Origin of the sequence: Mesorhizobium sp. M0437 (assembly GCF_040321335.1) — a bacterium.
In the GTDB taxonomy this organism is placed as follows: domain Bacteria; phylum Pseudomonadota; class Alphaproteobacteria; order Rhizobiales; family Rhizobiaceae; genus Mesorhizobium.
Genome location: NZ_JAMYRK010000023.1, coordinates 17,270 through 31,633 on the forward strand (window position 1 = coordinate 17,270; position 14,364 = coordinate 31,633).

The following is a 14,364-nucleotide window of genomic DNA, read 5'->3' on the forward strand; positions in this document are numbered from 1 at the left end:
GGAAGGGAGCCGATGAACACCTATTCGGAAACAAGCGGTGGAAGCGGCGTTGCGGAAAGAGGAGGTTTCCAGCGAGTGGCGAGAACGGTGCGATAAAGAGTTTCGCTCTACCTTCTATGGCTTCCGCTCGACCAGCATGTAGCCGATCCCACGAACTGTCTGAATGCTGGCCGATGCATCCGGCCCGAGCTTCGCACGCAGATAGCGAATGTATACCTCCACGATCTTCGTCCCGGGTTCGAAGCTGTATGACCAGACATTGTTGAGGATGCGCTCGCGGCTAACCACTTTCCCCGCGTTGAGCATGAGAAAATGCAGAAGGTCGAATTCACGTCGGGTAAGGCTGATTTCCCGGTCGCCGTCCGCAAAACGACGAGCGCTCGTGTCGAGATTGAGGCGGCTCACTCGAAGCAATTGTCGATCCACTGCACCCTGACGGCGTCGGCGCAGCGCGTCAATCCTGGCCACCAGTTCATCAAACGCAAACGGTTTCGTCAGGTAATCGTCGGCACCGCCCTTGAGCCCATCTACGCGATCCTGAATTGTCTCCTTCGCGGTCAGCATCAGGATGAGAACCGGCCACTGCTCCAATCGCACGATCCGGCACAGCTCAAGGCCGTCCAGGTAGGGAAGCAGACGGTCCAGGATCACGAGATCGAATGGATCCGTACGAATAATGGCTAGTCCCTCGCGACCGTCCTCCGCGACACTCACGTGGAAGCCTTCGGCCTCCAACCCCCGGCGGAGAAAGTCGGAGACACGCCGGTCGTCTTCAACGATCAGGATTCGAATCATGGGTGCGATGTACCAGCGGCAGTCTGATTCTGAGGAGGGTTCCCGAAGGCTCAATTCCTTCAAGGCCGATTGTGCCATTGTGCCCGTCTATAATCTCCTTGGCGATCGCGAGGCCAACACCAAGGCCGTCGGCTGCGGACCTCCCGCCGACACGCCCGCGATAATATCGGTCAAACACGAACGGGAGATCGTTGGCATCGATCCCTGAACCGTTGTCGCGGATGGCGATCTCAAGCATTCCATGACGCTCAGCCATCTCGACTGCTATTGTCTGATACGGCTTTGAGTACTTTATGGCGTTGTCGAAGCCGATCAGCAGCGCTTGCTTTAGGCGCTGGGCGTCACCCCAAATGAGGCAATGGTCTGGGTTGAGCGACAGGTCAACGGATATCTGCTTGGGACCTGCGAGTACGGAAGCCTCCTGAACGGCCGCCTTCACAACCTCACCGGTATCGATGTTGCGCAAGGAGAACCTGAAATTTTCAGCTTCGGAGCGGGCGAATGCCAGAAGGTCCCCCAGGTTGCGAGCCATATCTTCAGCGCAATTGCGGATTCGGCTCAGAGCTTCGCGGTAAGATCGAACACGCGGTTGGCCGCGGAGGGCAACGTCGGCCTCTCCGCGGAGAATCGTCAACGGCGTGCGGAGTTCGTGGCTTGCCTCCGCAAAAAATTGTGTGCGTCGGCTATCGATCGCTCTCAGTTGCTCATTGGCTTTCCGCAGTTCACGGGTGCGCAACTGAACCTCCGCCTCCAAGCGGTCCTGTACCGAAATCAGAGCAGCACGTTCGATCTCGAGAGCCTCGGCCATGCTGTTGAAACTTCGCGAGAGGGAAGCGAACTCGTCGCGTCCGGTCGCGGAAACGCGATGGTCGAGCTTGCCTGCAGCGATGGCTTTGGCGCTTTCGTTCAGTTCACGCACAGGTGTGGCGATTGATCGTCGCAGGACCAGGCCGAACCCCAGACTGCCCAGCATGAGCAACGCAGCGAAGCCGCCGGTCAGCAGCAGCAGCCGCCATTGTGCGCCACGGACGCCGGCGAGTTCCTCTCCAACCTCCCTGCGCTCATCGTGCAAAGCGGCTTCAATCATTTCTTCAAGATCGTTCTCTAATCGGTGCTCCACATCGTTGCGGAAGGCGTCTACGATGCCCTTTGGATCCCCCTTTGTTCGCTGGCTGAACAGTCGCTGGGCGGCCCGATCGATCGCCTCAAACAGCGCCTTGACGCGACCGACGAATCTGAGTTCGGCCTCCTCCTGGCGTCTATCGCTCCAATATCCGAGAGCACCGAGTTCCTCGCGAGTGGCGCCCTCCAGCTTGTAGAATCCGGATTTCACTGCTTCTCGCGCCGCTTCGAAATCCGGCATTTGCTCGGGCCCAAGCAGCAAGACTTCAGCGAGTTGCTCGGTGTAATTGTTGGCTTGCCCATTGAGTTCGGCGAGCGCCTCGAACCGCCCGTGGACGCTGTCGATTCGGCGGACGAATTCCTCTGTCAGCTGGAGTGTTGCGAATGCCAGTCCTGAAATCAGTCCGACAAGGGCGAGAATGGCGATTTGAAATAGGAAGATGCGGCCTCGAACGGTCATGCGGTAATCCTGCCGGCGATCGGATAATGCCTCTCACCAAATTCTAACCGGAGCCCTCGCAAGCGTCTAATCGGAACCTCCTAAGTTCGAGCGGAGGGTGTGCGACGCCCTCATCGCCACGTTGGCGGCGAACTAGACGAGGTTTCGGTTGGCACAAGTAGATTTTCGGACCGACAGTGACGCCACCCTTCGGGAAAGGACACCGCCGGTGCTCTGGCCGATACGGCGAGCCGCACTGATCGGAACCTGTGTATCCCTGTGTGTGGCCATCATTGAATTCGGCCTCTCCGCGCTCCCGTCCGACGCCCGGCGAGCGCTCGAGATCCTGCTTGTCGCGATCATCGGGTGGACCTTAACGCGGTTCGACGATGCCTTCGTTGCAATCGCCGCCGGATTGGCAATGGCGCTGCTGGTCAACCGTGATCCAGGCGCGCTGTTTCATGCGCTCGGCGATGAGTTGATCTGGCTATTGCTTGCCTCCTTCATATTGGCGGCCACCTTCAAGGCGAGTGGGGTCGCAGATCGCGTTCTCGGCCTCGTGACGGGGCGCATGCGATCGGTTCGCGCAATCGCCTATTCCTTGACGGCCGTCATGATCGCCACAGCCTTCGTCATTCCGTCGACCTCAGGTCGCGCAGCTTTGATGATCCCCGCCTTTCAGGCGATCGCGGGACGCTGTGGAAGCGCCCGGTTGCGAAGGGCCTTCGCGCTGCTGTTCCCCACTGTTATCCTGCTCTCGGCCATTGCATCGCCCGTCGGCGCCGGTGCCCATCTGCTGGCGATCGAAATGGTCGGCCGCCTCTCGGGTGTGAAAGTAAGCTATCTGGAATGGATCGCTTTCGGCCTGCCGTTTGCGGCCGTAAGCACCTTCCTTTCGGTCGAATGCCTGCTCCGGCTTTTCCTGTCGCCGGTCGAACGGCGGATGACCCTTTTGCAGCCAACGACGGTGACTAGTGGCGGTGCCGGATTGGCACGGCAGCCGATACTCTGGATCGCCGGCGGGGTTGTCATCGCGTGGCTGACCGAACCTGTCCACGGACTTGATGCCACCGTTGTCGCTCTTGGCGGCGCTCTCTTGGCCACACTTCCTAGAGTAGGCTCCGTGGCGTTTGGCGATGCAATCAAGAGTGCGGAGTGGAAGCTGCTCTTGTTTCTGGCGGCGACGATCTGCTTGGCAGACGGCCTGACGGCATCAGGCCTCAATCGATGGTTGATCGAGACGACTGTCGATCCGCTGCGCGGCGCCGGCTTGGGCCCGTTGGCGCTTATCTCCTTATTAGCCTTGCTTGGGCTTTTCAGTCATCTCGTGATCCACAGTCGCACGGCGCGTGTCTCGGTGCTGCTGCCCCCGGCGCTGATGCTCGCATCGACAGCGCGGCTCGACCCTCTCCTGGCAATGTTTGTCCTCGTCTCGGCGACCGGCTTTTGCCAAACCCTCGCGATCTGCGCGAAACCGGTGGCGCTTTTCGCGGGGGTCGACGAGGAAGGCTACGGCCCGAAAGACCTCGCCTTGCTCAGCTCAATCCTGCTGCCGATGCAGTTCATCCTCATCGTCGTGTTCGCGGTCGCCGTGTGGCCAGCCACCGGAGCCCTGCTCAACACGCTCCATCTGCAACTTGTTGGAGAGCCGTAGAATGTCGAAAAAGAAAGGATTGACGAAACGAAGACGGCTTCGAGTATTGGTCGCACCCTCCGGCTTTAAGGAGAGCCTCGGCGTTCGTGATGTCATCGCTGCATTGGCGCGCGGCGTTCGCAATGCCGTTCCGACAGCAAAGATCCTGGGCCTTCCAATGGTGGATGGCGGCGAGGATTTTACGCGGACCCTTGTTGAATTGTCTGATGGCGAGCTGCATTCCGTCACAGTGACGGGACCGGTGGGACAACCCGTGGCGGCCAATGTCGGTTTTCTCGGGCGAAGAAAGAAACGGACTGCAGTTCTGGAAATCGCGGCGGCTGCCGGGCTCCGGCTCGTCCCCACTGACATGCGTGACCCGACCCGCACTACAAGTTATGGGGTTGGTGAGTTGATTCGTTTTGCGCTCGATCTTGGCGCGGAAAGAATTCTGATCGGCTGCGGTGACTCGGGTGTCAACGATGCAGGAACCGGCATGGCCCAAGCATTAGGCGTGCGTCTGCTCGATGGCGGCGGCCGTCCCATTTCGGGGAGCGGCTCGGCCCTCTCATCGCTAGCTCGTGTCGATCTTTCCAGTCGTGATCATCGCCTTTCGAATGTTCGTGTCGACGTCGCGGTAAATCCCTACAACATGCTGCTCGGCGAGAGAGGCGTCGCTCGGGTGTTCGGCCCGCAAAAGGGTGCAACACCTGATCAGGTGGTTTTGCTCGAGCAGGGCATGGAAAATGTCGCTCACGTCGTTCGCCGCGACCTCGGCGTCGACGTGACGCCGCTTGTCGGCGGAGGAGCTTCCGGGGGACTCGGCGCCGGACTTCACGCCTTTGTTGGAGCCCGGCTGCATCCGCGCTTCGACCTGATCCTGCGGTATATGGATCTCGATCATCGGCTGTCAAACGCCGACATCGTCATGACAGCCGAGGGTGGCCTGGATGGTCAGACGAGCTTTGGAAAGATACCAGCCGAGATTGCCCGGCGCGCGAAACGTCACAATCTGCCCGTCATCGCCTTGGCCGGAACGATCGGAGCAGGTGCAGAGGCGACCCACGACATCGGCATCGATGCCTTCTTCAGCATTCTGTGCCGACCGTGTTCCCTCGAAGACGCGATCCGTGACGCCGACACGCTGCTGGCGAACGCTGCCGAGCAGGCATTCCGGCTGATGCGGGCGACGCGTGCTTTCAAGCTCAGATGACGGAGCGTGTTTCAGATGACGGAGCGTGTCAGCCAATGGCCGCGATGTCGCTAAGCGGCGGCCCTGACCGGCTCGAAGTCTATGTCGAGAACCGAATTTCGCGCTGCCCGGTGGGCGGGGAAGCCGAAGTCCAACCCAAACTTCACCCGATCGTGGTCCCCGCCTTGAGCTTCCTCGCCTCCTTCATGTTGGGAAGAAAAACCGTCAGCAGCCCGAGCAGCGGCAAATACGAGCAGACCTGGAAGACGAAATCGATGCCCTTCATGTCGGCGACGACGCCAAGCACGGCGGCCGCGATGCCGCCCATGCCGAAGGCGAAGCCGAAAAAGATGCCGGCGATCATGCCGACCCGGCCGGGCACCAGTTCCTGCGCGAATACGACGATGTTCGAGAAGGCCGAGGACAGGATCAGGCCGATCAGCACGGTGAGAACCATTGTCCACTCGAAATTGGCGTAGGGCAGGGCCAGGGTGAAGGGCAGCACGCCGACGATCGAGAACCAGATCATCGCCTTCTGTCCGTAGCGGTCGCCGAACGGGCCGCCGAGCAGGATGCCCAGGGCCGAGGCGCCGAGGAACAGGAACAGCATGACCTGCGACATCTGCACCGAAACGCCGAATTTATGGATGGCATAGAAGGTGTAGTAGCTGGACAGGCTGGCGATGTAGGCGTTCTTGGTCAATACCAGCAAGGTCAGCACCGCCAGCGCGCCCAGGACCTTGCGGCGCGGGAAAGGCGAAACGAAGCCTGCCGCTTTGCGGGTGCCCTGTGCGGCGCGCAGGCGGCTGTACCAGCCGCCAACCTGCCACAGCACGATGATGCCGATCAGCGAGCCGCCGGCAAACCAGGCGATGCTGGTCTGGCCGAAGGGCACGACGATGAATGCTGCCAGCAGCGGCCCCATCGCCTGGCCGAAATTGCCGCCGACCTGGAACAGCGACTGCGCAAGACCGAACCGGCCACCGGAGGCGAAGCGGGCGATGCGCGAGGATTCCGGGTGGAAGATCGCCGAGCCGATGCCGATCAGCGAGGCGCCGATGAGGAGCAGCGAGTAATGTCCGGCATAGGCCAGCACGACCAGCCCGATCAGCGAAGAAGCCATGCCGTAGGGCAGCGAATAAGGCATCGGCCGCTTGTCGGTAATCATGCCGATCACCGGCTGCAGCAAGGATGCCGTCACCTGGAAGGTAAAAGTCAAAAGGCCGATCTGCCAGAAATCGAGACCATAATTGTCCTTCAGCAGCGGATAGATCGCCGACAGCAGCGACTGCATGATGTCGTTGATGCAATGGCAGAAGCTCACCGCCAGGATGACGGTGAAGGCCGTCGCCTGAGCTGAAATGTGGCTGGCCGCTGCCGGCTTGGCGTCGGCGGTTGCTGTGGTATCGGTCAAGGCAGGCTCCGTGGTCTTTTTGGCGGGCGCTCCCGCAGGCGGTCTTATAGGGCGCAGCCTTATACGTTGCTTGTCACGCGACTTCTTTCGTGGTTTGGTCCAATAGTTTCGCAAGTGGGCCATAGCTGATGCCGCATGGCAGGGAAATGTTCAGAGCGGGCGACACCGATCTCGGGCTGTTGCATGAGCGTCGCTGGCAATGGCTGGAAGAGGCCGTCGGGCCGGCAGTGGCGCTGCCGACCGAATATCCGGACGGCTACCATGTGCCACGGCACCATCATAGCCGCAGCCAGTTGCTGCACGCGCTGGTCGGTGTCGTGCTGGTGACGACGCGGCATGGGCGCTGGATGGTGCCTCCGGACCACGCGATGTGGATCCCCGCCGGCACCGAACATTCCGTCGAGATGCTGGGCGACGTCAGCATGCGGTCCGTCTATGTGATGCCGGAGGCCATTCCCGGCCTGCCGGACGGGTTGCGTGTCGTCGGCATCACCGACCTGATGCACAGCCTGATCGTGGAATCGGAAAAGCTGCCGCAAGGCGCCGAGCTGAAGGGGCGGGGCGGACTGATCATGAAGCTCCTGCTGCACGAAATCCCGAACCTGCCGGAACGGCCGCTCGGCCTTCCGTTCCCGTCCGATGCAAGGTTGGCGACGCTGTGCCGGCGCTTCGTCTCGGCACCGTCACCGCATGCGACGATCGACGAGTGGGCCGCTATCGTCGGCATGAGCCGCCGCTCTTTCACCCGCGCGTTCCACCGCCAGACCGGATTGTCGCTGTCGACCTGGCGTCAGCAGGCCTGTCTGTTCGCGGCGCTGCCACGGCTGGCCGACGGCGAGCCGATCACGAGGGTGGCGCTCGATCTCGGCTATGACAGCGTGCCGGCGTTCATCACCATGTTCAAGCGCATGCTGGGAGCCTCGCCACGCGGTTACATGCGGGGCGCCCGTGATGCTGGCGAAGGTGTGCGACGAACAAGTGGTCCGGCTCGGCCTGAGGCGCAGCCCTGAAGGGCGTCGCGTTCGACCGGCCTCATGCGACGCGCTTTGGGTTCTTGTTGTATGCATGTCGTTATCGCAAAACCGCTGCACAGTTTTGCGCGACACGCATTAATCGAACAGGCTCGACACCGATTCCTCGGTCGCCGTGCGCGAGATCGCCTCGCCCATCAGTTCGGCGATGGAGATGACGCGGATATTGGCGGCGTCCAGCACTGCCTGGGTCGGCTGGATGGAATCGGTGATGACCAGTTCCTGCAGTTTCGAGGCGCCGATGCGGGCGATGGCGCCGCCGGACAAAACGCCATGGGTAGTATAGGCGGTCACACTGGTGGCGCCATCGGCAAGCAGCGCATCGGCCGCATTGCACAGCGTGCCGCCCGAATCGATGATGTCGTCGATCAACAGGCAATCCTTGCCGCGCACGTCACCAATGACGTTCATGACTTCCGATTCGCCGGGGCGCTCGCGGCGCTTGTCGACGATGGCAAGCTGGGCGTCGATGCGCTTGGCGAGCGCGCGGGCGCGGACCACGCCGCCGACATCCGGCGACACCACCATGACATTGGCAAGCTGCTTGTATTTCGCCTTTACGTCGCGGGCCATGACCGGCACGGAAAACAGATTGTCGGTCGGGATGTCGAAGAAGCCTTGAATCTGGCCGGCATGGAGATCCAGGGTCAGCACCCGGTCGACGCCCGCCCTCGTGATCATGTTGGCGACCAGTTTGGCCGAGATCGGTGTGCGGCCCGAGGCACGGCGATCCTGCCTGGCATAGCCGAAATAAGGAATAACCGCAGTGATGCGCTTGGCCGAAGAGCGCATGAAGGCGTCGATCATGATGAGCAGTTCCATCAGATGATCGTTGGTCGGGAACGAGGTGGACTGCAGGATGAAGACGTCCTCGCCGCGCACATTCTCCTGGATCTCGACGAAGATTTCCTGGTCGGCGAAGCGCCTGACGCTGGCCTTGCCCAGCGGAATGTTGAGGTAGCGGGCGACTGATTCGGCCAGCACCCTGTTGGAATTGCCCGCGAAGAGCTTCATGCACCGTTCCTGGCGAAGGATTGAGAGACTCCGATAGCACTCCAGCCTCTTAGTCGGGCTTTTAGCGGCCCGCGCCGGTATTGCAAGCGTCGTGAATGGGAATCCGCCGGCTAATCTCAATAAACGCTTACGGCTTGACGATGCCGCGATAGGTCCACTTCGATGCCGACGGAATCGGGGATAGCTCTATCTTTCAGTCTGAGGATGGTCTTTTCCGAAAACCGGATTCACTTTTCGGAAATCATACTCCAGGTCAGCCGGCGCCGCCGCCAAGCCAGGTGGCGAACTGGTCGATTGTCTGGTCGGCAATTGCCTGCATGGTCGCCGGGGCGACCGCCGTCCAGCCTTCGCCGCCGCCAACAGAGGGCGCCTTCTGCTGGCCGTTGATGCGATGCAGCCGGTTGCCGGCCGGGTCATAGATGTCCCAGACATAGATGACGGTAGTGTCCTTGCCTTCCGTCATGGTCGAGAAATAGCCCTTGAGCACATGTGTTGGGGTCTGGTCGGTGCTGCCGGCCAAGGTGATGCCGCGCTGCCTGGCGCGTGTCTGAAGCTCGGCGGTCAGCGGTGTCGCGGCTTCTACCGAGGCGCCGACGATCGGCGCCACCTGCAGCCGGGTCCGCGCAATGGCAGCCGCGCTTTTGGCGGGCGGCACGGCTGCTGCAGCGGAAGGCTGCGCCGTATCTGCAGTTTGCGCGGTGCCGGCAGGCTGAGCCGGAGTTGCGGGGGGCGTCGCGGCACCTCCGGCTCCGGAGAGGGATTGCGTCGATTGCGGGGCAATGGCCGAGGGTTCGAGAACGTCCTTCGCATTGGTGCAGGCCGCCAGTGCCAGCGCCACGAGCAATGACACGGTCGTCACATGCGATCGTCTCATTAGCCTGAAAACTCCTTGGCGACGAACGCCCCTCACACTCTCTCCATTATGGATTCACTGCACGATCAAGTCGAGATCATGGCGGGACAGCGGCTTCGGCTGGGATTCGGTGGTCAGATAGGTGCGGCCAAGCGTCATCGCGGTTTCGGTTTCGGAGTCCATGATGATCATATGGGCGAACAGCGTCATGTTCGGCGCAATCGGTTCGGGATTACCCTGATAGAACATCGGCATATCCATCCAGGACGGGGTGAAGCGGGCGCCGAGCGAATAGCCGCAGGCATTGAGCCGGTGCTTGGTCAAGTTGTGGGCTTCGAGGGTGCGGGCATGGGCGTCGAACACGTCGCCGAACGTATTACCGGGCGTCATCGCCTTCTCGACTGCAAGTAGCGCGGCGCGGGCGGCATCGAACAATTCCTGGTGGCGTTTCGATACCTTGCCGGTCAACACCGTGCGCATCATTGCCGCATGGTAGTGGTGGAAGACACCGGCCCATTCGAGCGTCAGCTGGTCGTTCTTGGTGAGCTTGCGGCGACCGGCCTTGTAGCGGCAAAGCAGGGCGTCGACTCCGGAGCCGATGATGAACTCGTTGGCCGGATAATCGCCGCCGCCGGCAAAGATCGCACCTTGCATGGCGGCGAGGATCAGCGCCTCATCGCCACCCTGCTTGATCAGCGGCAGTGCTGCGTCCAGCGCGTCGTCGGCCAGATTTGCGGCTTTTTCCGCCTTGGCGATTTCTGCCGGGCTCTTGAATAGCCGTAGCCGGCTGACAATGCCGGAGGCATCCGCGATCTGCCCGAAGGTCTGCAACTGCTCGTCGAGGCGCCGGCCATTATAGGCGGTCAGGCCGTGGGTGTCGTATTCGACGCCGATCCGGGCGCCGAGCAGGTCAAGCTCGTTGAGCAGATTGCGCAGATCTACCGCCGGATTGGCGCCGTTGCGGTCCGTCCACAAAACGATGTTGTCGATGATCGAGGTGTGGCGCGCCTGGCGCAAGTCGGCCGAACGCGTCAGCAGCACCATCGAGCCGTCGGCCTTGACCACCAGGCACTGGAAAAAGCAGAAGCCGAAGGTGTCGTAGCCGGTTAGCCAATACATGCTTTCCTGGGCAAACAGCAGGACGGCGTCGAGCTTCTTTTCGGCGATCTCGATCATCAGTCGATCGCGCCGCGCGTCGAATTCCGAGCGTTCGAAATGCAGCGCCATCAGTCAGCCTCCAAAACGATTGCCGAAACCTGCCGCCCGTAGTCGGGCTCGTTGCGATGCGTGCTGCGCCGATAGGAGTAGAAAAGCTCTTCCGCGGCATAGGTGCAGCGGCCAAGTCCTTCGGCATTGACGCCAGCCTTGGTCAGCCGGTCGACCGTGTAGCGGTTGAGATCGAACATCGCGTGTCCGGCATTTGCGGAGGGCGCGAAATAGCGGGCACTGCCGGCATCGGCGTCGACGAAACGGGTGACAAATTCCGGTCCGACTTCGTAATTCCGTGGGCCGATCGAAGGACCGAGCACTGCGACGATGCGGTCGCGCCGGGCGCCGAGGCTTTCCATTGCCGCGATGGTGTTTTCCAGCACTCCGGTGAAAGCGCCTTTCCAGCCGGCATGGGCGGCGCCGATAATGCGCGCCTCGGCGTCGGCGAAGAGGACCGGTCCGCAGTCGGCGGTCGAGGCACCGACGGCAATGCCCGGCCGGTCGGTGACAATGGCGTCGGCCTTGGGCCGCTCGCCGGCAAAAGGCTCCCTGGCAATGACGACGTCCGGCGAATGAACCTGGTGAGCGGTCAACAGATGGTTTGCAGGCACGCCCATCCATTCGGCGACCCGGCGGCGATTCTCGCGCACCAGCGTCTGGTCGTCGTTCGAACCGGTGCCGATGTTGAGGCCCCGGTAGATGCCGCTGGAAATGCCGCCGACTCGCGTGAAGTAGCCGTGGCGGATGCCTTGCGCCGTTTCCAGCAAGGGCGACCGAACGGGATCCGGTTTGGTCTGATTCAGCATGGCGGCTTTGTTGTCCGTATGGGCGATTTCGTCAAGCGAGTTGAAGGGGCGCAGTTGAAGGCTGGTCAGTTGAAGGCTGGCGCAGTTGATGTCGGGCGCTAGTCGGAGACGGGAGAGTGAGAGAGGCGGCAGCGAAAAGTCAATCCGTGCTTGGAAACGGCGGAACGGCAATGCCGGCGGGGAGGACGGCAAGCACCTTGAAGAGTTCGCCCATGGCCAGCGGGCCGGCGAGGCGCTCGACGTCGGCCGCGATCTTTTCGCGAGCTGCCTCATCGGCATTGGCGCCGAGCCGGCCAGCCCGTTCGAGAAGCCCCATCTTGAGCAGGAATTCACCTTGCGTGGAGAGGTGGGCATCAAGGCCGTGTGCCCGAACGATGGCAGCGAGGGCAGCGAAATCGACATGGGCTGTGAGATCGGCCTGCCCCGGATTGGCCAGCACGTCCTCATGCCCGTGCTTGCGCAAGGCCTGCAAGGTGTCGCCGATCCCGGGCTGGAGGTGACCGTAGTCGAGAAACAGGCCGGCGCCGCCAAATCCGGCAAGTCGCCCGGCGATGGCCGCCATCAGGGCGGCGCGGGCTGGCGCCACCTCGACGATGGCACCTTGCGGCGCATTCTCGGCACCCTCCGGCAGCAGCATCGGGTCAAGCGAGCCGGCGCCGACGAAAAAGCGCAGCCGGTTCGCATCGTCGAGACCGATCATCCGCTCGCGCCAGCCGGCCCCAGCGCGGACGAACTGGCGGATGGGCACCGCGTCAAACAGCTCGTTACCAACAATCAGAAGCGGCCCCTGCGGCAGTGTGTCGACGGCCTCATGCCAGGCGACGGTGGCCGACGTCCCGGCAAGCGTTCGTTTCTGGACCTCGGTCAACCGCAGACTGGTCTCGATCAAGGCGAACGATGCGCTGGCGGTAAGCGTCCGATCGAGCCGCGAAAGCGTGCGCAGCATATCTCTCATCAGCGTGCCGCGGCCGGGGCCTATTTCGGCGATGGCGACCGGCGTCGGCCGGTCGATCGCCAGCCACGCCTGATAGAGCCAGATGGCGACCAGCTCGCCAAACATCTGGCTGACCTCCGGCGCGGTGACGAAGTCGCCGGCGGCGCCGAACGGCTCGCGTGTCGTATAATAGCCGTCCTGCGGATCGAACAGGCAGAGCGCCATGTATTCGCTGATGGGGATCGGTCCCACCGCACCGATCAGCTCGGCGATGCGGGTCTCCAGCCGCGTCATGCCGGCTGCGGTTTTGTCACCGGCTTGGCTGTAGCCATCGCCCAGATGCCGGCCAGCACCATCGGCAGTGACAGCACCATTCCCATGGTCAGCCAGCTCGTGCCAAGGAGGTAGCCAAGCTGCTGGTCGGGCTCGCGAAAGAATTCGACGAAGATGCGCGAGGCGCCATAGCCGGCGATGAAGGCGCCGCCGACGAAGCGCGGCGTCTTCAGCTTGAGCCGCGAATGGGTGAGGAAGCGCAGGATAAGGAACAACACCAGCCCTTCGAGCAGCGCCTCGTAGATCTGGCTCGGATGGCGTGCAAACGGACCGCCATTGGGGAATTCGAATGCCCATGGAACGTCGGTCGGCCGGCCCCATAGTTCGGAATTGATGAAGTTTGCCAGGCGAACGAGGCCAAGCCCCACCGGCACGCCGGCGGCAACCACGTCGAACAGCGACCATGTGCGGATGCCGCGAGACCGGGAAAACAGCGTCATTGCGAGAATGACGCCGATCAGGCCGCCATGAAACGACATGCCGCCCTGCCAGACGGCGACGATATCGAGCGGATTGGCGATGTAGCGCGGCAGGTCGTAGAACAGCACGTAGCCGGTGCGTCCGCCGAGCACCACACCGATGGCTGCCCAGACGATGAAGTCGTCGAGGTCGACGGGCTTCATCGGCAGGGTGCCGTCGGGCCACAGTTTTGGGTTGGTGACGAGGCGCTTGGCATACCACCAGGCGAACAGAATGCCGACGATGTAGCCGACGCCGTACCAATGCACCGCCAGCGGTCCGATCCGGACGATGACCGGGTCGATGTTGGGAAAGGGCAGGGCGGCCAGCGGCAGCAAATATTCGCTCAACAGGGTCTCCGGGTTCCCAATCAGGTTCGGGCGCATCAGGTTCGGGCGCGGACCATGCGGCAGGCTTTTGGCGGGGTCAAGGCAAGCATATGCTTGCATTCCGAATCGCGCGCCACTACGTCAATTCGACCAAGCGAGGATTTGCCATGGCGACCGGACCGAACCGCATTCTCGATGAATTCGCCAAGCTGATGACCGACGCAGCCGGTGCCGCGCAAGGCGTGCGGCGCGAGGTGGAGACCGCCTTCAGGGGCCAGGCCGAGCGCATACTCAACTCCATGGACGTGGTGCAGCGCGAGGAATTCGAGGCCGCTCGCGACATGGCGGCGAAGGCCAGGGAAGAAAACACCCGCCTCGCCGCTCGCATCGAGGCGCTCGAGGCCAGGCTTGCCGAATTGACCGGTCAACCAGCGCCTGCGGCTGCGTCAAAGCCGCGTGCAAAAAAATAACAAGAAATAAATCGTTAAACTTTTCCACAAAGCCGGATCGCAAAAAGCGCTTTGTCGTGAATCGCTTACCGGTACTGCGTGAATCTTTGTGACAGCGCCTTTCCACATGCGAATGACGCAGTGCGAAAAATTTGGCTGGTCACGCGACTCCCGATCAATAGACTGAATTTGTTGCATGATTCGGAGCAGGGTCATGCGCCGGGCGGTGGGGTCCGGTCCGGGGTCTTTGCGTTGACGAAGTCCTGGCCGTCCGAGTTCTAGGCAGAATTGTTCGAGTGTGCCTCTCCCGCGGAGCGTGTGGTGGCGCTCCCAGAACGACAGGAAGCATTTC

General features: G+C 62.0%; 13 protein-coding genes. 4 read left to right on the forward strand and 9 right to left on the reverse strand.

Annotation, left to right across the window (positions count from 1 at the left end; all coding sequences use genetic code 11):
- Window positions 1-114 precede the first annotated feature (114 nt).
- Together NKI72_RS16590 and NKI72_RS16595 are read right to left on the reverse strand one after the other, a co-directional pair.
- Window positions 115-795 carry a response regulator transcription factor gene (locus NKI72_RS16590; protein WP_352450507.1) on the reverse strand — a complete coding sequence of 227 codons (681 nt, stop codon included), beginning with the start codon at window positions 793-795 and terminating at the stop codon, window positions 115-117.
- Entirely contained in the window at window positions 773-2,377 is a 1,605-nt protein-coding gene (locus NKI72_RS16595) for a sensor histidine kinase (protein ID WP_352850307.1), read from the reverse strand. The genes NKI72_RS16590 and NKI72_RS16595 overlap by 23 nt, the downstream gene beginning before the upstream one ends.
- Before the next feature lie 262 nt (window positions 2,378-2,639).
- On the opposite strand from NKI72_RS16595, the gene NKI72_RS16600 reads away from it, so the two are divergent.
- Together NKI72_RS16600 and NKI72_RS16605 are read left to right on the forward strand one after the other, a co-directional pair.
- Window positions 2,640-4,010 (forward strand): SLC13 family permease, encoded by a 1,371-nt coding sequence (locus tag NKI72_RS16600; protein WP_352850309.1) that lies wholly within the window; start codon window positions 2,640-2,642, stop codon window positions 4,008-4,010.
- A gap of 1 nt (window position 4,011) precedes the next feature.
- Window positions 4,012-5,202 (forward strand): glycerate kinase family protein, encoded by a 1,191-nt coding sequence (locus tag NKI72_RS16605; protein ID WP_352772583.1) that lies wholly within the window; start codon window positions 4,012-4,014, stop codon window positions 5,200-5,202.
- A 142-nt stretch (window positions 5,203-5,344) separates the two neighbouring features.
- On the opposite strand, the gene NKI72_RS16610 is transcribed toward NKI72_RS16605, so the two are convergent.
- Entirely contained in the window at window positions 5,345-6,595 is a 1,251-nt protein-coding gene (locus NKI72_RS16610; RefSeq protein ID WP_352469748.1) for an MFS transporter, read from the reverse strand.
- Window positions 6,596-6,723: 128 nt separating this feature from the next.
- On the opposite strand from NKI72_RS16610, the gene NKI72_RS16615 reads away from it, so the two are divergent.
- On the forward strand, window positions 6,724-7,605 hold the full coding sequence (locus NKI72_RS16615; RefSeq protein ID WP_352770932.1) for an AraC family transcriptional regulator: 882 nt from the start codon (window positions 6,724-6,726) through the stop codon (window positions 7,603-7,605).
- Between the two features lie 99 nt (window positions 7,606-7,704).
- On the opposite strand, the gene NKI72_RS16620 is transcribed toward NKI72_RS16615, so the two are convergent.
- The 6 genes from NKI72_RS16620 to lgt form a co-directional block, all read right to left on the reverse strand.
- Window positions 7,705-8,640, reverse strand: a complete 936-nt coding sequence (locus tag NKI72_RS16620) for a ribose-phosphate pyrophosphokinase (RefSeq protein WP_254819191.1) — start codon at window positions 8,638-8,640, stop codon at window positions 7,705-7,707.
- Between the two features lie 253 nt (window positions 8,641-8,893).
- Complete coding sequence (locus NKI72_RS16625) at window positions 8,894-9,514, reverse strand: hypothetical protein (RefSeq protein WP_023678426.1); 621 nt, start codon at window positions 9,512-9,514, stop codon at window positions 8,894-8,896.
- 54 nt (window positions 9,515-9,568) lie between these two features.
- Window positions 9,569-10,720 carry a M24 family metallopeptidase gene (locus NKI72_RS16630; RefSeq protein WP_023678425.1) on the reverse strand — a complete coding sequence of 384 codons (1,152 nt, stop codon included), beginning with the start codon at window positions 10,718-10,720 and terminating at the stop codon, window positions 9,569-9,571.
- Window positions 10,720-11,508, reverse strand: a complete 789-nt coding sequence (gene pgeF, locus NKI72_RS16635) for a peptidoglycan editing factor PgeF (protein ID WP_352850311.1) — start codon at window positions 11,506-11,508, stop codon at window positions 10,720-10,722. The genes NKI72_RS16630 and pgeF overlap by 1 nt, the downstream gene beginning before the upstream one ends.
- A gap of 139 nt (window positions 11,509-11,647) precedes the next feature.
- On the reverse strand, window positions 11,648-12,736 hold the full coding sequence (locus NKI72_RS16640) for a class I SAM-dependent methyltransferase (protein ID WP_352850312.1): 1,089 nt from the start codon (window positions 12,734-12,736) through the stop codon (window positions 11,648-11,650).
- Window positions 12,733-13,584 (reverse strand): prolipoprotein diacylglyceryl transferase, encoded by an 852-nt coding sequence (gene lgt / locus NKI72_RS16645; RefSeq protein ID WP_352772597.1) that lies wholly within the window; start codon window positions 13,582-13,584, stop codon window positions 12,733-12,735. The genes NKI72_RS16640 and lgt overlap by 4 nt, the downstream gene beginning before the upstream one ends.
- Window positions 13,585-13,730: 146 nt before the next feature.
- On the opposite strand from lgt, the gene NKI72_RS16650 reads away from it, so the two are divergent.
- On the forward strand, window positions 13,731-14,033 hold the full coding sequence (locus NKI72_RS16650; RefSeq protein ID WP_352469829.1) for an accessory factor UbiK family protein: 303 nt from the start codon (window positions 13,731-13,733) through the stop codon (window positions 14,031-14,033).
- Window positions 14,034-14,364 lie beyond the last annotated feature (331 nt).